A 19,766-nucleotide genomic window follows, 5' to 3' on the forward strand; every position below is an offset into this window, starting at 1 on the left:
TTTCATGCACCGCTGCGCAAGATCATGTTTAATATTGGGTTAACGACCTGCACCGCTTATCCCAGAACGAGCTGGACAGCGGACGGTTCCATATTGCCGAGAAAACTCCAAAAAATCACAAAAAAAGAGCCGCAAAGGCGGCTCTCAGGAGTTTAACAGGGAGGCGTCAAACAGAGCGGTAAAACCACTCGGTAAGAATCCAGCCGAACTGGATGCCAAAAGGTTTAACATTCTTAACATTAATAAATGGTTAATTTGCTTCTGATTCTTGCTCTTAAAAATAGTTGCACTGCAAAAAAAGCCGCCCGAAGGCGGCTTTTCTAAGCATTTTGAGCAATCGCTCGCAGACCAGTGCCTACAGGCAGTTTGACAGGTTCGCTCGCCGGAACCGCTGGCTTGGCGACCGGCTTCTTGCCCCAGCCAATCGTCGGCAACCATTCAAGGTAATAGGCAAGGGCAAACTGCATGACGATGCCAGTGGATATCAGCAGCGTATCATAGGGCAGACCGCCGGGGTTGATGAGCTTCATGACCTGCGCAACCATCGCCAGAAGTGTGCCCGCGATAAACACTGGCAAGGAATGCTTGCCTAAGATGGCCAGCGGGTTTTCAGGTGCCGTGCGGGCCAAGTTGGATAATGTCGGCACGATGGCAATCAGATAAGCCATTGCAAGAACATGAAGCAGACGCGGAGCCGACAAAAACGTCTTGTCGAAGCCGGTCAGGATCATCGGCAGGCCCATTGAGGCATCGATATGCCATAATGGCAGGCGTACCCAGGCAAGCGACAGCACCAGATAAACCACAGCGAGTGCAATCAGCAGGGGATGCTTGGGCAGTTCACCACCACGACGGACATGGATGACGCCTGCAATACCGATGGCAAACAGAAACTGCCACGACAACGGGTTCAGGAACCACACGCCTTCAGTCGGATAATTGATTGGGGCAACATGATAAAGACCGGACAAGAACCACACGGTGCCTGAAACACCCAGCATCAATGGCAGGCTGATACGCGCCAGAACAAGCAGCATGGGTGTAAGGATCAGCGTCACAGCATACATCGACAGGATGTTGTTATAACCGAGCTGATGTCCCAGAGTGACAAGACCGAACAGCGCTTCGACCGGCTGTTTGACGAGCGGACCGATATTGATCTGCGTGAGCAGCTCGGAGTGCTTAAGAAAGATGGCTGCAGCCGCAAAAATGGCGATTGTCGCAAGCGTCGTCATCAGGTGTGCCGTGTAAAGCACACCGGCACGCCGCCACATCTTCATGGAAAGCACGAGCTGGTTGCCCGGTGCAAACTTGTTGCTATAGGCAAGTGCGATCGCCATGCCGGAGATCAGAACGAAGGCTTCCGCGGAATCTGAAAATCCAAGGTTCTTGTGCGTGAAATGCTCGTAGATGGTACCGGGCACATGATTGACGAAAATCGTCAACAAAGCCAAAGCACGAAACACATCAATGCGCGTATCGCGCACTTTGGCGATCGGTGTTGGCGTTCCTTCGTGAGCGGTCGCAATAGTCATTCAGCAGCCTGCCTTTTTTCGTGAAAGCCAGACATGCAAATATCTTGCTCTCAACGTTTAGGTGAAATTCCCAACTTTAAGGCCGGGACAACCCACAATCTTAACGGTGTCTTTTCACCTTCGAATTAGGGCCTATATAAGCCTAAATCCTCATTTGGGCTGGTTTGTTCCGATCAACTTTCGTTCCAGTGGATAACATAATGCCAGCCCAATCCCGTTGATCGCCACATCTGACAACAACACATGCAAGCTGACGATAGGTGTTTGGGTCTCGATGATTGCCGCACATAAACATGTCGAAACAAATAGATAGAGTGTGAGACGTGTTTGGGATAAACAGAACGCCGTCGTTGCCTGAATTCCATCACGTTTTTCCCGTTAGGCTTGGTTTATGAACACATCCGCTCCGAAAAATCCTTCCGATCGCTGCCGCCTCGTGCTGGTCACCCCGCCTCTGTCAGACAGCACAAAACTGGTCACGCTGCTGATGGCGGCGCTATCGGGCGGTGATGTCGCAAGTGTCATTCTGGATACCGGCGATCTGGATGAAGCAACTTTTCAGCTCGTTGCAGAAAAGGCAGTCCCGATCATTCAGGACAAAGGGGCCGCCGCGATCATTCTCAACGACACGCGCATTGCAGGCCGTGTCGGCGCAGACGGTATTCATATCGAAGGCAAGGCAGCGGAGCTTGGCGAGGCAATCGAAAAACATGCGCCCAAAATGATCGTCGGCACAGGCAATCTGCGTGATCGACACAGCGCCATGGAGATCGGTGAATTACAGCCCGACTATATCTTTTTTGGCAAGATCGGTGCTGACAACAAGCCCGAGGCGCATCCGCGCAATCTTTCGCTGGCCCAATGGTGGGCGGAACTGGTGGAAATACCGTCCATCGCGCAAGCCGGAAATACATTGGAAAGTGTTATTCCAGCTGCTGAAACGGGTGCGGATTTCGTGGCGCTTGGACGCGCCGTCTTTGAAGCGGAAAACCCAGCAGAAGCGGTAAGAGAGGCCAACCGGCTGCTCAATGAACACGCGCCGCGTTTTGAAGACTGATTATCATAAGCGACCAAGGTCTTAATTCATGCCCGTGAAGAGAAAAATTCTGCTTACAGCCATTTTGACATTCGCATGTCCAGCGCTGCCTGCTCTGGCATCCAGCGAACCGGCACAAAGTCAAAACGGAACTCTTGCGGGCGCTGATAAGAATAATAAGGGTGACAAACCCGGCAAGTCTGCAGTCCCCGCCATGCTGCCGCAACCGGCGACCACCGGGCCAATGCCGGCCATTGATCCAAAACGTTTTGGCGACAGACCTGCGGACGAGGCCTTTGGTGCCTTTCAGCGGGGGCTTTATCTGACGGCTTTCAACCTAGCCAAACCGCAGGCTGAAAAAGGCGATCCCGCGTCCCAAACCCTCATTGCCGAGATTTATGCGCGCGGCATGGGCGTTCCCGCCGATCAGAAACTGGCGGCCGAGTGGTATGGCAAGGCGGCCGAGAACGGCGTCACCGAAGCGCAGTTTCGCTATGCGGCCCTGCTGCTTCAAGGAACCTATGTCAAAAAAGACAATAAGAAAGCGGAAGAACTGATGCATAAGGCAGCCGAGGGCGGCAATGCCATGGCGCAGTTCAATTATGGCCAGATACTGATGCAGAGACATCCCGGCATGCCAGGTCTTGATCTCGCTTATCCCTGGTTTGAAAAAGCCGCAGAAGCAAAGCTTGCCGATGGCGAATATGCGTTGAGCCAGATTTATGCAAATGGTACCGAAAAGATTACGCGCGATGAAAAAAAAGCCCGCGAATACCTGATCCTTGCAGCGCGAAAAGGCTATGATACGGCGCAGTTTGACCTTGGCCGCTGGCTGGTCGAAGGGCGTGGTGGCGATCGTGATTATGATCAGGGTTTTCGCTGGACGCAATTGGCCGCAAACCGCGGCATGGTCATGGCTCAGGCCTGGCTGGCACGCCTTTACCGCGACGGGCTTGGCACGGAAGGCGACAGCGTGAAAGCCGCAGCTTGGTATATTCTCGCCCAGCGCGCAGGATTTCGGGCGCATGATCTCAACGACATGATGGATGGGCTCAGCGACGAGCAGATCAAGCAAGCCATTGAAACCGCCAACAATCTGCGCATTCGCTGAGTTTCCGGCAAAGTCTGCCGCCTGAAAACGTCTCTTTTTGCGCACAGGCTTGCGCAAAGCGGCTTTTTGTGGTCTTGGAAGCACCGATTATCGCAGTTCGCATATAAGGCGCGCGAGCAATCACCGGATGAAAGTCGGATGGTTGCCCCTTTTGCCATTGTGCATCGAACCGCAATTGGTTTCACATTCATTTCCGGATCAAACTCATGAAGATCAATGGTAACGAAATCCGCCCCGGCAACGTCATCGAACATGACGGCGGGCTTTGGGCTGCTGTCAAGACCAATGCCGTCAAGCCCGGCAAGGGCGGCGCCTACAATCAGGTCGAACTGAAAAATCTCATCACCGGCACCAAGCTCAACGAGCGTTTCCGTGCAGCTGAAACCGTCGAGCGCGTGCGCCTTGAGCAGAAGGATTTTTCCTTCCTTTACGAGCAGGGCGATGCGCTGATTTTCATGGACACCGAATCCTACGAACAGCTCGAACTCCAGAAGGATTTCGTTGGCGACCGCGCGGCCTTTTTGCAAGATGGCATGATGGTGACGGTCGAACTCTATGAAGAAAAGCCAATCGGCATTCGTTTGCCCGATCAGGTTACGCTGGCAATCACCGAAGCCGACCCAGTCGTCAAGGGCCAGACTGCCGCTTCTTCCTACAAGCCAGCCGTTCTTGAAAACGGTATCCGCATTCTGGTTCCGCCCTTCATCGCATCAGGCGAACGTGTGATCGTGGACACCAACGAGCTGACCTATATCAGCCGCGCCTGATTTTTCTGCGGTTTTATAACCGCGTGTCAAAATTTTGCGGCGCCTTTCAATACGGCGCTGCAGTCCGACATCCGGTTCACGGGTGCCGCGACGGTTCTTTCTCAGATTGCTCAATTTTAAAGGACGATTCCGATGGCTCGTTCAGCCCTCCTCAATGTTATGGTTCAGGCCGCCATGAAGGCCGGACGCAGCCTCGCGCGCGATTTTGGCGAAGTGCAGAATCTGCAGGTTTCGCTCAAAGGTCCCGGCGATTATGTCAGCCAGGCGGACCGCCGCGCCGAAAAACTCATCTATACGGAATTGAGCCGCGCCCGCCCGGATTTTGGCTTTCTGATGGAAGAGTCGGGCGAAGTGGAAAGCAAGGACGGTCAGCATCGCTGGCTGGTCGATCCGCTCGACGGCACCACAAACTTCCTGCACGGCATCCCGGTTTTTGCAGTCTCCATCGCATTGGAGCGTCAGGGCCAGATCGTAGCCGGTGTGATCTATAATCCAGCCATGGACGAACTTTATACCGCAGAACGCGGCGGTGGCGCATTTCTCAATGATCGCCGCCTGCGCGTGGCCGCCCGAAACAAGCTGGTGGATTGTGTGATCGGCACCGGCATTCCGCATCTCGGACGCGGACATCATGGTCACTATCTGGTCGAACTGCGCAACATCATGGCCGAAACGGCAGGTGTGCGCCGCATCGGCTCGGCCTCGCTCGATCTTGCCTATGTTGCAGCCGGTCGTCTCGACGGTTTCTGGGAAGATGGCCTCAACCCATGGGATGTGGGTGCCGCCATGTTGATGATCCGCGAAGCTGGTGGTTTCGTCTCCGACAAGGTCGGCGGACAAGACATCTTTGACAAGAAGAGCATTGTTGCCGGCAATGAAGCCATTCACGCAGCACTTTTGAAAACACTGCGCAAGCCGATCTGATTCCTGCACTTCATCGCTTATGCTATTTCAGCACGCCACCGGCGTGCTGTTTTTTTGCCTTTATTTTTTATGTCATTATTTTTTATCTCTGGGCGATTCCGCTTCGCCCCTTAATGCAGTAGGCTCACCCGCAAACACCTGACCACGGAGCGGAATGGATGAGCGATCTGAAGGACACAAGAGACCATCTTGACGGGACGCACGATTACGATCCCTACAGCCTTTCAAGCCCACGCCTCGTCATCCTCACCATGGTTATCTTTCTCATCATCGTTGGCTTTCTGGCCGCAATTCTGATGCGGCAGATCCACACGTTCTTCGTCACCAATCCCGGCCTCAACGGCCTTATCTTTGGGGTACTTCTGGTCGGCATATTGCTTGCCTTCGGGCAGGTGTTAAGGCTTCTGCCGGAAATTCGCTGGGTCAATTCCTTCCGCGACGGGGACCGGGAGGGCATCGAGCGCAAGCCTGCGCTGCTCGCGCCCATGCGTGCATTGATCGGACGCCGCCAGTCGATGGCGCTTTCGACCACGACCTTGCGTTCCATTCTCGACTCCATTGCCACGCGCCTCGATGAAAGCCGCGATATTTCACGCTATCTCATCGGACTTCTGGTATTCCTTGGCCTGCTCGGGACCTTCTGGGGCCTGCTTGAAACGGTGGGTTCCATCGGCCGCACCATCCAGACGCTTGATCCCGGTTCGGGCAGCACAAATGATGTGCTCGATTCGCTCAAGGCCGGATTGCAGGCACCGCTTTCGGGCATGGGCACCGCTTTCTCTTCTTCGCTGTTCGGTCTTTCCGGCTCGCTTATTCTGGGCTTCCTCGATCTGCAGGCGGGCCGTGCACAAAACCGTTTTTATACCGAACTTGAAAATTGGCTTTCATCCGTCACCGATCTTGGTTCGGACGCCGCCACCGTGCACAGCAATGCCGAAGAGCTTCGCCTGCTCTCCGACCGGCTCCAAGCGACACAAGGCAGCGATACATCTTCCGCCCAGCGCACCAGTGCGGCACTGGCCAATCTCGCCGAAGGTATTCAGGGACTGGTCAAGAATATGCGTAGCGAACAGCAGCTGATGCGTGACTGGGTGGAAAAGCAGGCGGATGAGCAGCAGGCCGTCCGCGAGACGCTGGAGCGGCTTTCAAACGCGATTGGCGAACAGCGCAGCGAGCGCAAAGACGAGGCACGCTGATCATGGCGCTCGCCCGTAACCGCCGCCCGCAAAGACATATCGATTACTGGCCAGGCTTCGTCGATGCGTTGACGACGCTACTTCTGGCCATCATGTTTCTGCTCACCGTCTTTGTGCTGGGACAGTTTTTATTGAGCCGCGACGTCAGCGACAAGGACAGCGTTCTGGCGCGCCTTAACAGCCAGATACAGGAACTCACGCAACTGCTTTCGCTCGAACAGGGCAATGCACAGGACTTGCAGGATACCATCGCCAATCTGCAAGCCTCGCTGTCGAGCGCTGAAAGCGAACGCTCCCGTCTGCAGTCTCTGCTGAATGAAGGAAGCGGTGCGGGCGCCGCCGCCGAGCAACGCGCCGGTGAATTATCCGACAGCCTTGACGCGGAAAAGCAGGTCAGTGCGCGGGCGCTCAATCAGGTGGAATTGCTTAACCAGCAGCTTTCAGCCCTTCGTCGCCAGATCGCAGCATTGGAAGATGCGCTCAATGCATCAGAAAGCCGTGATCGCGAATCAAGTGCCAAAATCGCCGATCTCGGCAAGCGCCTCAACGTGGCACTCGCGCAGCGCGTGCAGGAATTGAACCTTTATCGCTCTGATTTTTTTGGACGTCTGCGCGAAATTTTGTCTGATAAGGAAAATATCCGCATCGTCGGGGACCGTTTCGTCTTCCAGTCGGAAGTGCTGTTTCCAACCGGATCGTCAGACATCAATCCGGCTGGCGAGATGGAAATGAAAAAGCTTGCCGATGCTATCATCGAGCTGAACAGCGAAATCCCCGATGAGATCAACTGGGTTCTGCGCGTGGACGGGCATACCGACAATGTGCCGCTGGCGGGCACCGGACGGTTTCGCGACAATTGGGAATTATCCTCGGCGCGTGCTGTCTCGGTCGTGAAATTCCTTGTCGCCAATAATGTCCCCGCCAATCGCCTTGTGGCGGCTGGTTTCGGCGAATATCAGCCGCTCGACACAGAAAACACGACCGATGCCCGGGCCCGAAACCGTCGTATCGAGCTGAAACTGACGGAACGATGATAGGCGCAAAAAGCGGGCTTATACCAAAGCGTTAAGATGCTAACGCATCACGCTTTGAAAATGCTCAATCACCACAATGGCTTAACCAAAGTTCGATGAGCCATTCTCACCGAGCTTTGGTATTACACACCCGTTTCAAACTGCAATTTCGCAAGTCTGGCATAAATGCCGCCGCGTTCGACAAGGCTCTGATGCGTGCCTTCTTCAACGATGCGGCCCTGATCGAGCACCAGAATGCGGTCGGCTTTGAGAACCGTTGCCAGGCGATGCGCGACCACCAGTGTCGTGCGTTCCTGCATCAAGCCGTCGAGCGCTTTCTGCACCAGCATTTCACTTTCCGCATCGAGCGCCGAGGTCGCTTCATCGAGCAGCAATACCGGCGCTTCACGCAGGATTGCGCGGGCAATGGCAATACGCTGACGCTGCCCGCCGGAAAGCGTCACACCGCGCTCGCCGACTTCAGTATCGTAGCCATCGCCAAGCGCCATGATGAAATCATGCGCAAGGGCGGCCTTTGCTGCGGCTTCGATCTCGGTATCGCTTGCACCGGGCCTGCCAAAGGCAATATTCTCCCGAATGCTGGTGGCGAAAATCACCACATCCTGCGGCACCACGGCGATACGCGCACGCACCACTGAGGGATCGGCTTGCGGCAGGGCTACGCCATCCATCATTACCTGACCTGATTGCGGATCGTAATAGCGCATGACGAGAGCAAAAACCGTGCTCTTGCCAGCCCCCGACGGGCCGACGATGGCAACCGTTTCACCTGGCTCAACCTTGAAACTCACGCCATTGAGCGATGGCGCATCGGGACGTGTGGGATAGGAAAAATGTACATCGTCGAAAATGATTTCGCCGCGGGCCGGTTCGGCCAAGGCAACGGGCGAAGCGGGTATGGCGATATCTGGTGTCTCGTCCAAAATTTCGGCCAGACGCTCGGTAGCACCGGCTGCTTGCGCGAGTTCGCCACCCACTTCCGACAAGGCACCAAAGGCGCTTGCGGCAAAGACAGCATAGAGCACGAACTGCCCCAGCGTTCCTGGCGAGATGACGCCGGATAAAACATCGCGTGAGCCGAACCAAAGCACGGCCACGACACTGGAAAAAATCAGGAAAATCGCAAAAGCCGTGAGAATCGCCCGCGCCTTGATCGAAGCGCGTGCTGCCTCATAGGCATTTTCAACAGCACGGGCAAAACGCCCCACCACCATGGCTTCATTGGTGAAAGCCTGCAAGGTGCGCATGGCACCGATCTGCTCGCTGGCATAGGCATTGGCGCGTGCCAGCATATCCTGCGTGCGACGCGAGCGCCGGCGTACAGAACGTCCAAAGGCAATCAGCGGCACGACGATCAGTGGGATAGCACCAATCACCAACACCGAGAGTTTCGGGCTTGTGACAATCATCATTGCGAGCGCACCAAGGCCCAGAATGCAATTGCGAAGCGCGACAGAAGCGGTTGCGCCGACCACCGATTTGATCTGTGTCGTGTCAGCCGAGAGGCGCGAGACGATCTCACCGGACTGCGAACGGTCAAAAAATTCAGGCGAAAGCGCTGTCACATGCGTGAACACGGCGTTGCGCAAATCGGCAACCACGCGCTCGCCCAGCGATATGACGAAGAAATAACGAAGGCCCGAAGCAATCGCCAGCATCAACGCCAGCAGCACCAGCATACCGAAATAATTATTGACGAAGACAGCATTGGCGCCGCTAAAGCCATGATCGATCATCCGCCTGAGCGCAACAGGAACAGCAAGGGTGGTCGCGGCTGCCAGAACCAGTGAAAAAAGAGCCCCGATCACCAGCCCCTTGTAGCGGGCGACGAAGGGCAACATACGTTTCAAAGGCTGGAGAGAGCGCCGCTTGCGGCCGGAATCTATATTCAATTCTGGATTCATAACAATTGGATCATCTCTTACGGCCATTCTTGGTATTGTGCCCTTGTTATTGGCGTGCGCCTGATGTATAGGCTCGCCAACCCTTTTGGAAGCCATTGCCTATCGGTAATGTGTCTTCATATCTGCCATTGGGCGAAAGTGCCGCAGTTTTGGTGTTCAAATCTGGGCTTTTCTCGCCAGACTTTCAGGATTGAAAAAATGAAAGCTGATATCCATCCCGACTACCACACCATCAAGGTCGTGATGACCGATGGCACCGAATACATGACCCGTTCGACCTGGGGCAAGGAAGGCGATACGATGAACCTCGATATCGATCCGACCACCCATCCGGCCTGGACCGGCGGCTCGCAGACCCTGCTCGATCGCGGCGGTCGCGTTACCAAGTTCAAGAACCGTTTCGGCAATCTCGGTATCTGATATCGGTTGCAGATTTTCAAAAAACCCCGCGATCTGCGGGGTTTTTTATTGCCTGCATTTTATGCGCCTATAAAAAATCCCGGACAAAGCCGGGATTCTTCATTCACGTTTTCATGCAAAACTAAGCACTCAGCTTTTCCATAATCTCGTCGCTGACCTCGAAATTGGTATAGACGTTCTGCACGTCATCATCATCTTCGAGAACATTGAGAAGCTTGAGAACGGAGCGTGCCTTTTCCTCATCGACTTCAGTGTTGGTCTGCGGCTTCCAGATTGTCTTGATCGATTCGGCCTCTCCAAGCGCTACTTCAAGCGCCTTGGACACATCGCCAATATCCTCAAATGTGCAGATTATGACGTGCTCTTCCTCGCCAGACTGCACATCATCTGCCCCGGCTTCAATTGCCGCTTCCATGACCGTGTCGGCATCGCCAACGGAGACTTTGTAAATAATTTCACCGACGCGGTCGAACATGAACGAAACCGATCCGGTTTCACCCAGAGCACCACCAGCCTTGGTAAAGGCTGCGCGGACATTGGACGCCGTGCGGTTACGGTTGTCGGTCAAGGCTTCGACGATAACCGAAACACCACCCGGGCCGCGGCCCTCATAGCGCACTTCATCATAGTTTTCGCCGTCATTGCCAGCAGCCTTTTTAATGGCGCGTTCGATATTATCTTTTGGCATCGACTGTGCCTTGGCATTCTGGATCGCCAAACGCAGACGTGGATTCATGGTCGGGTCAGGCATGCCCTGCTTGGCAGCGACCGTAATTTCACGCCCGAGCTTGGAAAACATTTTCGACCGCACGGCGTCCTGACGACCCTTGCGGTGCATGATATTTTTAAACTGTGAATGGCCAGCCATGGCACCCCTGCTCTTTTCTAATTACCGCATCAGTTCAATAGTTTAGAGCGACCGTGTACTGCGTCCGGAAGGACGCTCGGCGCTCTAAGATGCACGGAGGAAGCGTCAAGCATGAAACCAGGTGCAGGCAAATGAAGGCCGTCTTCGGGCTACGATGCTGCCCATGCTGACGGGCTTTCCGTGCTGAATGGCGGCGTTATAAGGAATTGAGCCCCTTTCGTCCAGCAAAAGCGCATTATTCGGCGCGCACCTCATCAATAAATGCAATATTGCTCGACGCTTCACGCAAAGCAGCTTATCGATCGGATCATGACCCAGCACGCACCAAAACCCGCACATGAACCCTCAAAGGCTCCCAATGAGACCATTGCGGCCCGTATCAGCCGGGTTCTTGCCGACCGTATCATTGCCGGCGAGATCGAGCCGGGAATCAAGCTTCGGCAGGATCATATCGCCGAGGAATTCCAGACCAGCCATGTGCCGGTGCGCGAGGCTTTCCGTCGACTGGAGGCGCAGGGTCTTGCCGTTTCCGAACCTCGGCGGGGTGTGCGGGTTGCATCTTTTGATATTGCAGAAATTCGCGAAGTGGCGGAAATGCGCGCCGCACTCGAGGTGCTCGCCTTGCGACACGCGGTCCCCAATATCTCCAGCGCCACGCTGTTGGCTGCCGAACAGGCAACGCTGGACGGCGATAAATCGCACGATGTCAGAAGCTGGGAGGATGCTAACCGGCGCTTTCATCGCATCATTCTCGAACCCTGCCATATGCCACGCCTTCTTGCGGCAATCGATGACCTTCACGCGGCAAGCGCACGCTTTTTATTTGCGACGTGGCGCTCGGAATGGGAAGCGCGAACAGACCATGATCATCGTGCCATTATAGAGGCCTTGCGCCAGAACGATGTCGAACGCGCTGCCGCCACCCTTTCGGGCCATGTGCAATGGATCGGGCGACGCCCTGTCAAAACGGCTTCTGGCAAAGTCCGCGATTCATTTGCCATTATTGGTTAAATTTTATAGATAATTATTGCTAATATTGGACAACTCAGCAAGATAGACTACATCGAATCGAATTTTATCTATAATTTGGAGTCGTCATGTCTAGCTTGGCTCAACCGCGCACAACTTTCAGCCCGCTTCAACTTGAAAGCCGCTCACTTGCAATCCGTCTAACCGCGGTTGCCTTGGGAATCTTACTGCTCGCCATATCTTCCCAGATCACGGTTCCGATGATTCCGGTTCCGATCACATTGCAAACCCTTGTAGTACCACTGATCGGCGCGCTCTATGGCTGGCGTCTGGGAACGGCTACCGTGCTGGCCTGGCTGGGCGAAGCCATGCTCGGCCTTCCGGTCCTGGCAGGCGGCATGGGGGGTATTCACCATTTTGCAGGACCAACCGCAGGCTATCTGGCAGCTTTTCCAATCATTGCAGCACTGACCGGCTATCTCGCCGAGCGCGGCTGGAACGGACGAAATGTAGCTCTTGCCTTCGTGTCGTTCCTTGCCGCCAATCTTCTCTGCCTGGCCCTTGGCGCCCTCTGGCTTTCGAGCAGCATCGGCATTGAAAAAGCCGTCGCTTTTGGTGTCGTACCATTTATTATTGGCGCTTTCATCAAATCGGCTCTGGGAGCGGCGATCCTCAAAGCCACAACGCGCACACTCAAAGCATAACGTTCCTTTATGACGATACGCCTGCGGGGCCATCATCTTCTTTGCATGCTGACTTATGTCGGCAAGGGCTACAGTCCGGCTTTCGTGGAAAATTATGACACGATTGCCGACCGCCTCAGCAAGGGGGAAGACATTCTGCTCATCGATGGCCCTGATGACATTTGTGCGCCCCTGATTTGCGGGGGCGTCTGCCATTGCCATAATGAAAGCGTCTTAGGGCGTGACCGGCTGGCAATCGAAGATATAAGCCAGCTTGTGGGGCAACGGCTTCTGCCACAACAACCCTTTATGCTGGATGCAAAACGTCTTGCATCTATGCGCGATGCATTTGCCGATGGTTCATTGCGCAGGGCTTGTGTCGACTGCGAATGGCACGATCTGTGTACCAGGATCGCCATTACCGACAATTTCAACACTGTGAAAGTAACAAGGCCGCCCGTCTCAACGTGAGAGGGCGACCCATTTTACACCGGTTATTGATCGGTCCGTTTTCGTCGCGCCAACATATTAAGCGCTTCGACCAACGCCGAGAACCCCATGGCTGCGTAGATATAGCCCTTGGGCACATGATAGCCGAAGCCATCGGCGATCAGCGTCATGCCGATCATCAGCAGGAAGCCGAGCGCAAGCATGACGATGGTCGGATTTGCGGCAATAAAGCGCGATAGCGGATCGGCTGCCAGCAACATCACGGTAACAGCAGACACGACCGCAATCACCATGATGGCGATCTCATCGGTCATACCGACAGCGGTGATGATGGAATCCACCGAGAAAACCAGATCGAGAATAAGGATCTGGACAATAGCAGTTCCCATCGTAAGCTGGACCACCTTGCCGCCAATGTTTTCCTTGCTGTCATGCGGATCGACGGTGTGATGGATTTCCTTCGTCGCCTTCCAGACCAGAAACAGTCCGCCTGCAATCAGAATAATGTCGCGCCATGAGAAACCGTTACCGAAAATCTTGATAACCGGCTCGGTCAGTTGTACGATGATGGAAATGGTGAAGAGAAGCGCCAGACGCAGGATGAGCGCCGCACCAATACCAATTCGGCGCGCTTTCGATTGCAGATGCGGCGGCAGCTTGTTGGTGAGGATGGAGATGAAGATCAGATTGTCGATACCCAGCACGATTTCCATCGTCACCAGTGTAATCAGCGCGGCCCAGCCAGCCGGGCTCGAGAGGAATGCCAGATGCTCGGCAAAAAACTCCATGAAGACCTATCCTTTGTGAAACATGTCGCAAGAAGATAGGAACTCGAAATGGCCGTTCAACTCCTCGTGAAGAGAAAAATCACGCCCAGAAGTCAGGGAGGGTTTCCTCAAGCCGCGGACCGATGCGCAAAGGGGCTACTTTTTCAGCGAGGCCTGTACGGTCGGAAATTTCGATACATACACCGCAAATCGTGGCTTTTCCGCTGGCTGCTTCAAAACGGCCCTTGGGCACTTTGGACAAAAAGCGATTGAGCGGTTCTTCCTTGTCCATGCCGAGAGACGAATCATAATCGCCGCACATACCTGCATCCGACATATAGGCGGTGCCATTGCGCAAAATCTGGCAATCGGCGGTCGGCACATGCGTGTGGGTGCCGACAACGGCGCTGGCGCGACCATCGACAAAATGGCCGAAACATTGTTTTTCGCTGGTGGCTTCGGCATGAAAATCGAAGAATACGGCATCCGCCTGCTCACCAAGCGGACAGGCTTCAAGAATTTTTTCGGCAGCGATAAACGGGTCATCGAGATCGGGATGCATGAAAACGCGGCCCATCACGTTGGAAACCAGCACGCGCGCGCCGTTCTTTGCGATATAAAGCCCCTCGCCTTTACCAGCAGTGCCTTTGGGGAAATTTGCAGGCCGTAAAAAACGGTCTTCGCGTTTGGAGAAATCCAGCGCCTCGCGCTGATCCCAGACATGGTTTCCGGTCGTCACCACATCAGCGCCGGCACGGATGGTATCGTGAAAAATATCTTCCGTGATGCCAAAACCGCCTGCGGCGTTCTCGCCATTGACGATCACGAAATCGAGCTTCAGATCGGAAATCAGCCCCGGCAGCTTGTCATAAACCGCCGTGCGCCCCGACCGGCCCACCATATCCCCCAGAAAAAGTAATCTCATAAATGCGTCTTTATCAGTCCTGATCGAAGATGCGCAAGCCGGTCTCGGTCAGTATCTGGTGAAGAGCGATATCATGCGGCTCGTTGGGTACATGCTGAACCTCCTGACAATCAAAGCCCATCCCGACCAGCAACGGTTCCAGACCGCGCGCCGCAAAACCCGCCAGCGCACGATCATAATGACCGGCACCATAACCCAACCGATGCCCGCGCCGATCAAAAGCAGCAAGCGGCATCAGCATGATAGCCGGATCGACCAGCGGCGCATGCTCGTCCGGTCCCATCGTACCAAATCCAGTCTGGACAAGCTCTGCATCCGGCAGATATTCACGAAAGGCGATTGTGTCCCTGTCCAGCACCACCGGCAGGCAAAGCCGTGCACCATTGCTCCGCAAGAAAGACAATAGAGGCCGAGGGTCGATCTCTGAACGGATAGGCCAGTAACCGGCGACCATTGTACCAGCGGGTATTACGATGGCGGCTTCGGCTTTTTTAGCGGCAGAAAGAGAGGCTTCATAGTGGTAACGCGGGTCAAGCGCATCGCGCTGCGCCAGAACCTGACGCCGCAATGCCTGCTTATCCTGATTATGCTCCGCCACCATCCTCAAGCCTCTCCCGATTGCAACGCGATGCTGACAGTGGAACCGGATTAGACCATGCAGTCAAGGATTCCTTCACAGCGAAGCAGCCATCCGTTCGGACCGGTCGCGGATAACGCGCAGCACCACACCATGAAAATCATTGAGAAACACCTTGCCCCACCAATCGCAATAGAAATCGAACGGTGTCGCAATCTGGTAATGCGTGGTGAGGGTCAGGCGCGTGCGGCCATCGGGCAACGGCTCAAGCTGGTAATCGCCGCGGGCCAGCTTCAGATACCGGCTATCAACCTTGATATGCGCTTCAACTGCCTCTGGAATGGAATTGGGGCCAAAGCGGAAATCCCATGCCAGAAGCTTATTTTCTTCCCAGCGCGTGACAATTTCCTGAAAATTCACACCACGCGTCCATTGCAGCTCGCGCACCGCACCAATGCCTTCTCCTTCAATCCGCGCATCGAGCGGCTGCGGCACACCCAGAACACCGTGACTGAAGGTCCATGACAGCTCCTCGGCACGCACATTGCGAATTTCAACCGTCTGTTTCCAGACCTGTTCGGGGGGAGCCGCAATATCGATCACCGTGGTGACAGCACTCTCATGCAGCGTGTAGGCAATCTGTTGCTCAAACGGAAACACCAACAAAGGCAGCGCAATGACAAGCGTCGTCGAGCGGCGCGAACGCAATTGACGGATAATCCACAAAGTAAGTGCCGAGCCAAGCGCCGAAAACAAAATCAGAAAGGGTGCCGCCATGGCAACGCAAATACCTGCCTCGCGAAACAACACCATGCTGATCACGACCAGCCCGGCGATGATCGCAAGCCCGATCCGAACATGATGCCAGAGCCGCTTTTCAGCCCGCGGATCAGCGAGACTGGAGGCAAGGCTTGCCACCCCCATCGGCAACAATATAAGACCCGCGAAAAACGGCATCGTGTCCTTTGCCACATCCGACCAGATCAGCACATAAAGCAGCAGGCCATAGGCAAACGCCACCGGAACGGCAACAAACAATCTTTCTTTGGGGTCGGGCTTTCTGGGAGGCTCTTGCGGAGGGGGTGATGTCGACATGAGAAAATGAATTCCGTGAGATTGCCGTCTGTTTATGGACAATCCACAGCTAATGGCAAGCCCCGTCTTCTGCCTTCGGCAAACATGCTTCAGGCTCGACAAGGTGCAGAGGTAAAAGGAAAGGTGGCGACCGCGACGACCGATGGAAGAGATTGATCCCGGGAACCTACAACGTAGGTGGGCACCATATGCGAAGGCCCACAGGCCCTCACAGGGACAGTTCCCTTAGAGATCAATAAGGCCCCGGGGATGCTATTACTCCTGTCGGGAAGCGCAGTACACCACTGACCAATATAGTCGCTCGATGGTGACCGCACCAGTGGCTTGCAGCGCTTTAGCTAAAAATATTTTGCGAAATAATACGCTTACGAATTGCCGCGCGGCGTGATGCGTGAAGCAACCTGCTCCAGCCGCATTGCAACATCGCCGAGAACACCAGCCAGCGTTGTGTCATTGCTCTCCGCACGCGCCAATGCCTCTTCGCGCGAGCGACGCAAAGTCTCGACCTCGTTCTCAAGCGCTTTGACGCGCTTCTGCGTTTCAGAAAACTCATCCATGACCATGATACCGGCCATGACCGTCAGACGCAGATCGCCAATTTCACCAAAAGACGACTTGAGATGTGTGACATATTGATCGAAACGATCTGCAAGCCCGGAGAGGTGCTCTTCCTGTCCCTCGTCGCAGGCCATGCGATAAGCCTTGCCATCAATGGTAACGGTAACGGTTGCTATGATAGCCTCCTATCGGTCCAGAACGGCGCGGATCGTCTCCATGGCCGTCACAAGACGCCGTGAAACTTCCTTATTGGCAGCTTCAAGCCGCTCGGCCCGTGCTTCGGATTGATCGAGTTCGCGTGCAAGACGGCTGCGATCCGCATTCATCCGCTGCACTTCCTCCTCGGCTTCGGCGAAATCGCCTTCCTTGTCCAGCCGCAGCTCGACAGATTCTTCAAGCGTGTTGAGCGCCTTTTTCAGCCGATCCAGCACTTCTATGAGGGTTACTTCGGGTGCCATCCATATCCTTTCCGGTGTCCCGGCCCTGAAATCCACGTCGAAATTTGCGTTCCTTCGGTGCAACGCCGGTGCCACATGACAGACATCGAATCGCGTTTACCCGATTTGTCTCTTTGAAAAGACTGTAATAATCGACTGCCGGATAAGCAACAAATGAGGGGCCATGTAAGCCTTCATGCACTGTTTAATCGGTGCAAAACGGCTTTTCAGCGATTGCAGCCCACTTTTCACAGACTGAACATGCATAATCGCGCAGTGTTTATTGTTCTCAACCCATCGATTTATTGACTCCTCATGTGCAGGTGCTATTTGTCCCGGTGCCTTTTAGGACATGAAAAGCAGCAAATGATTTCCTGCTGATCGTTCTCTTCTCGAAGGCATCGCCGCAACCCCGTTAAACCCACCCTGGAAAGACGGCTGAGACCATGACCAATTCCGACAAGCAAAACCAACTGGCCAACGCGATCCGCTTTCTTTCGATCGATGCGGTCGAGAAAGCCAATTCCGGCCATCCCGGCCTGCCGATGGGCGCAGCCGACATAGCGACGACGCTTTATACCCGCTTTCTTTCGCACGACCCGCAGAACCCGCATTGGCCGGATCGCGACCGTTTCGTGCTGTCCGCCGGTCACGGCTCGATGCTGCTTTATTCGCTGCTCTATCTTTCGGGCTACGAAGACATCACCATCGATGAGATCAAGAATTTTCGCCAGCTTGGCGCCCGCACCGCAGGCCATCCGGAATACGGTCATGCCGCAGGCATTGAAACCACGACCGGGCCGCTTGGCCAGGGCATTGCCAATGCTGTGGGTATGGCGCTTTCCGAACGCATCCTCAATGCGCAGTTCGGCGACAGCCTCGTCGATCACTACACCTATGCAATTGTTGGTGACGGTTGCCTTATGGAAGGCATCAGCCAGGAAGCCATGGCACTCGCAGGCCATCTGCAATTGAGCAAGTTGATTGTCTTCTGGGATGACAACAACATCTCCATCGACGGCCCGGTTTCGCTTGCTGACAACACCGACCAGCCAGCGCGTTTCGCAGCTTCAGGCTGGAACACCATTTCTGTCGACGGTCATGATCAGGAAGCTATTGCCAAGGCCATCGAGCTTGCAAAGACCTCTGATCGCCCGACATTCATCGCCTGCAAAACGACCATCGGTTTTGGTTCGCCCAACAAGGCCGGCACCAACAAGGTGCACGGCTCGCCACTGGGTGCAGAAGAAATCGTCGCAACCCGCAAGGCGCTGGGGTGGAACTCGGAGCCCTTCGTCGTTCCCGCTGAAGTGCTGGACAGCTGGCGTGTGGCGGGCCTCAACGCCGCCAAGAAGCGTCAGGAATGGGAAAAGCGTTTCGCTGCAGCCGATGCTGAAACCCGCGCTGAATTCGAGCGGCGCATGCGTGGAGAGCTGCCTTCCAATTTCGATGCGACGATCATCGAGTATAAAAAGAAGCTCTCCGTCGACAAGCCGAAGGTCGCCACCCGCAAATCATCGGAAATGGCGCTGGAAGTCATCAATGGCGTTGTGCCGGAAACCATTGGCGGCTCTGCCGACCTGACCGGCTCCAACAACACCAAGACCAGCCAGACCAAGGCTGTTACCCCGGAAAATTACGGCGGCCGTTATATTCATTACGGCATCCGTGAACACGGCATGGCGGCAGCCATGAACGGCATGGCGCTGCATGGCGGCCTCATTCCATATTCGGGCACCTTCATGTGCTTCTCGGATTATTGCCGTCCAGCCATGCGCCTTTCCTCGCTGATGGGTATCCGCGTTGTCTATGTCATGACACATGATTCCATCGGTCTTGGTGAAGATGGACCGACCCACCAGCCGGTCGAACATATGGCTGTTCTGCGGGCCATCCCCAACCATAATGTCTTCCGCCCGGCGGACGCTGTGGAAGCGGCTGAATGCTGGCAGTTGGCGCTGCAATCACAGAAGACACCTTCGACACTGGCACTGACCCGCCAGAACCTCCCGGTCGTTCGCACCGAGCATCACGATGAAAATCTGAGCGCATACGGTGCCTATGAACTGGCAAAAGCCAGCAGCGACGCCAAGGTTTCGATCTTCGCAACCGGCTCGGAAGTTGAAATTGCGCTCAAGGCTCGTGATCTTCTTGAAGGCAATGGCATTGCGACCCGTGTTGTGTCGGTTCCCTGCTTTGAGCTTTTTGAGCAGCAGAGCGACGCTTACAAGCAGGCAACGCTGGGCGATGCTCCGGTCAAGGTCGCCATCGAAGCCGGTCTGGCGCTTGGCTGGGAACGCTTCATTGGTGAAAACGGCATATTCATCGGCATGAAGGGCTTTGGCGCATCCGGTGAGATCAGCGATCTCTACAAGCATTTCGGCATTACAGCGGAAGCGGCTGCCGAGGCTGCGCAAAAGAAGCTCAACGCCGCATAATAAATGAACGCCGGCGCCAAACACGCCGGCGTTCATCCTTCTAAGTCCGCTCTTCGATCAAGATCGGTTATC

20 protein-coding genes and 1 other RNA gene are annotated in these 19,766 nt (G+C 55.0%); 11 read left to right on the forward strand and 10 right to left on the reverse strand.

Annotation, left to right across the window (positions count from 1 at the left end; genetic code table 11):
* Nucleotides 1-320: 320 nt before the first annotated feature.
* Entirely contained in the window at nt 321-1,535 is a 1,215-nt protein-coding gene (locus AAIB41_RS07775; RefSeq protein ID WP_343312741.1) for an OpgC family protein, read from the reverse strand.
* 391 nt (nt 1,536-1,926) lie between these two features.
* Between AAIB41_RS07775 and AAIB41_RS07780 the strand changes: the two genes are divergently transcribed.
* The 6 genes from AAIB41_RS07780 (at nt 1,927) to AAIB41_RS07805 (ending at nt 7,603) form a co-directional block, all read left to right on the forward strand.
* Nucleotides 1,927-2,592, forward strand: coding sequence for a thiamine phosphate synthase (locus AAIB41_RS07780; protein WP_343312742.1), 666 nt, complete (start codon nt 1,927-1,929; stop codon nt 2,590-2,592).
* A 34-nt stretch (nt 2,593-2,626) separates the two neighbouring features.
* Nucleotides 2,627-3,682 (forward strand): tetratricopeptide repeat protein, encoded by a 1,056-nt coding sequence (locus tag AAIB41_RS07785; protein ID WP_343314706.1) that lies wholly within the window; start codon nt 2,627-2,629, stop codon nt 3,680-3,682.
* A gap of 206 nt (nt 3,683-3,888) precedes the next feature.
* The gene (gene efp / locus AAIB41_RS07790; protein ID WP_343312743.1) at nt 3,889-4,449 is read left to right on the forward strand and encodes an elongation factor P; all 561 of its coding nucleotides are present in this window, start codon (nt 3,889-3,891) and stop codon (nt 4,447-4,449) included.
* Between the two features lie 132 nt (nt 4,450-4,581).
* On the forward strand, nt 4,582-5,373 hold the full coding sequence (locus AAIB41_RS07795; protein ID WP_343312744.1) for an inositol monophosphatase family protein: 792 nt from the start codon (nt 4,582-4,584) through the stop codon (nt 5,371-5,373).
* A gap of 158 nt (nt 5,374-5,531) precedes the next feature.
* A complete protein-coding gene (locus AAIB41_RS07800; RefSeq protein WP_343312745.1) occupies nt 5,532-6,569 on the forward strand; it encodes a flagellar motor protein MotA in 1,038 nt (345 codons plus the stop codon).
* A gap of 2 nt (nt 6,570-6,571) precedes the next feature.
* Entirely contained in the window at nt 6,572-7,603 is a 1,032-nt protein-coding gene (locus AAIB41_RS07805) for a peptidoglycan -binding protein (protein ID WP_343312746.1), read from the forward strand.
* Nucleotides 7,604-7,725: 122 nt separating this feature from the next.
* Here the strand turns inward: AAIB41_RS07805 and AAIB41_RS07810 are convergent, their stop codons facing one another.
* The gene (locus AAIB41_RS07810) at nt 7,726-9,603 is read right to left on the reverse strand and encodes an ABC transporter transmembrane domain-containing protein (RefSeq protein ID WP_343312747.1); all 1,878 of its coding nucleotides are present in this window, start codon (nt 9,601-9,603) and stop codon (nt 7,726-7,728) included.
* 102 nt (nt 9,604-9,705) lie between these two features.
* Between AAIB41_RS07810 and rpmE the strand changes: the two genes are divergently transcribed.
* Nucleotides 9,706-9,927, forward strand: a complete 222-nt coding sequence (gene rpmE / locus AAIB41_RS07815) for a 50S ribosomal protein L31 (RefSeq protein ID WP_278556663.1) — start codon at nt 9,706-9,708, stop codon at nt 9,925-9,927.
* Nucleotides 9,928-10,048: 121 nt separating this feature from the next.
* Here the strand turns inward: rpmE and AAIB41_RS07820 are convergent, their stop codons facing one another.
* Nucleotides 10,049-10,795 carry a YebC/PmpR family DNA-binding transcriptional regulator gene (locus AAIB41_RS07820; RefSeq protein WP_343312748.1) on the reverse strand — a complete coding sequence of 249 codons (747 nt, stop codon included), beginning with the start codon at nt 10,793-10,795 and terminating at the stop codon, nt 10,049-10,051.
* Between the two features lie 309 nt (nt 10,796-11,104).
* On the opposite strand from AAIB41_RS07820, the gene AAIB41_RS07825 reads away from it, so the two are divergent.
* The 3 genes from AAIB41_RS07825 to AAIB41_RS07835 all read left to right on the forward strand — a co-directional run bounded on the left by AAIB41_RS07825 (nt 11,105) and on the right by AAIB41_RS07835 (nt 12,918).
* Complete coding sequence (locus AAIB41_RS07825) at nt 11,105-11,806, forward strand: GntR family transcriptional regulator (protein WP_343312749.1); 702 nt, start codon at nt 11,105-11,107, stop codon at nt 11,804-11,806.
* An 86-nt stretch (nt 11,807-11,892) separates the two neighbouring features.
* Nucleotides 11,893-12,468, forward strand: coding sequence for a biotin transporter BioY (locus tag AAIB41_RS07830; protein ID WP_343312750.1), 576 nt, complete (start codon nt 11,893-11,895; stop codon nt 12,466-12,468).
* A gap of 9 nt (nt 12,469-12,477) precedes the next feature.
* Nucleotides 12,478-12,918 (forward strand): DUF1284 domain-containing protein, encoded by a 441-nt coding sequence (locus AAIB41_RS07835; protein WP_343312751.1) that lies wholly within the window; start codon nt 12,478-12,480, stop codon nt 12,916-12,918.
* A gap of 23 nt (nt 12,919-12,941) precedes the next feature.
* On the opposite strand, the gene AAIB41_RS07840 is transcribed toward AAIB41_RS07835, so the two are convergent.
* The 7 genes from AAIB41_RS07840 to AAIB41_RS07870 form a co-directional block, all read right to left on the reverse strand.
* Nucleotides 12,942-13,685 (reverse strand): TerC family protein, encoded by a 744-nt coding sequence (locus AAIB41_RS07840; RefSeq protein ID WP_343312752.1) that lies wholly within the window; start codon nt 13,683-13,685, stop codon nt 12,942-12,944.
* Between the two features lie 79 nt (nt 13,686-13,764).
* Nucleotides 13,765-14,589: a TIGR00282 family metallophosphoesterase gene (locus AAIB41_RS07845; RefSeq protein WP_343312753.1), complete on the reverse strand. Its 825-nt coding sequence runs from the start codon at nt 14,587-14,589 to the stop codon at nt 13,765-13,767.
* Between the two features lie 13 nt (nt 14,590-14,602).
* Nucleotides 14,603-15,190, reverse strand: a complete 588-nt coding sequence (locus AAIB41_RS07850) for a 5-formyltetrahydrofolate cyclo-ligase (protein ID WP_343312754.1) — start codon at nt 15,188-15,190, stop codon at nt 14,603-14,605.
* Nucleotides 15,191-15,262: 72 nt separating this feature from the next.
* Nucleotides 15,263-16,261, reverse strand: a complete 999-nt coding sequence (locus AAIB41_RS07855; RefSeq protein ID WP_343312755.1) for an SRPBCC family protein — start codon at nt 16,259-16,261, stop codon at nt 15,263-15,265.
* Nucleotides 16,262-16,384: 123 nt separating this feature from the next.
* Nucleotides 16,385-16,544: non-coding RNA, 6S RNA (ssrS, locus tag AAIB41_RS07860), on the reverse strand.
* A gap of 82 nt (nt 16,545-16,626) precedes the next feature.
* Complete coding sequence (locus AAIB41_RS07865; protein WP_343314707.1) at nt 16,627-16,995, reverse strand: cell division protein ZapA; 369 nt, start codon at nt 16,993-16,995, stop codon at nt 16,627-16,629.
* Between the two features lie 9 nt (nt 16,996-17,004).
* A complete protein-coding gene (locus AAIB41_RS07870) occupies nt 17,005-17,277 on the reverse strand; it encodes a DUF4164 domain-containing protein (RefSeq protein WP_343312756.1) in 273 nt (90 codons plus the stop codon).
* A gap of 425 nt (nt 17,278-17,702) precedes the next feature.
* Here AAIB41_RS07870 and tkt point away from each other — a divergent pair, with 425 nt between their 5' ends.
* On the forward strand, nt 17,703-19,694 hold the full coding sequence (gene tkt, locus AAIB41_RS07875; protein WP_343312757.1) for a transketolase: 1,992 nt from the start codon (nt 17,703-17,705) through the stop codon (nt 19,692-19,694).
* Nucleotides 19,695-19,766: the final 72 nt, after the last annotated feature.

The organism is Brucella sp. BE17, assembly GCF_039545455.1.
In the GTDB taxonomy this organism is placed as follows: domain Bacteria; phylum Pseudomonadota; class Alphaproteobacteria; order Rhizobiales; family Rhizobiaceae; genus Brucella.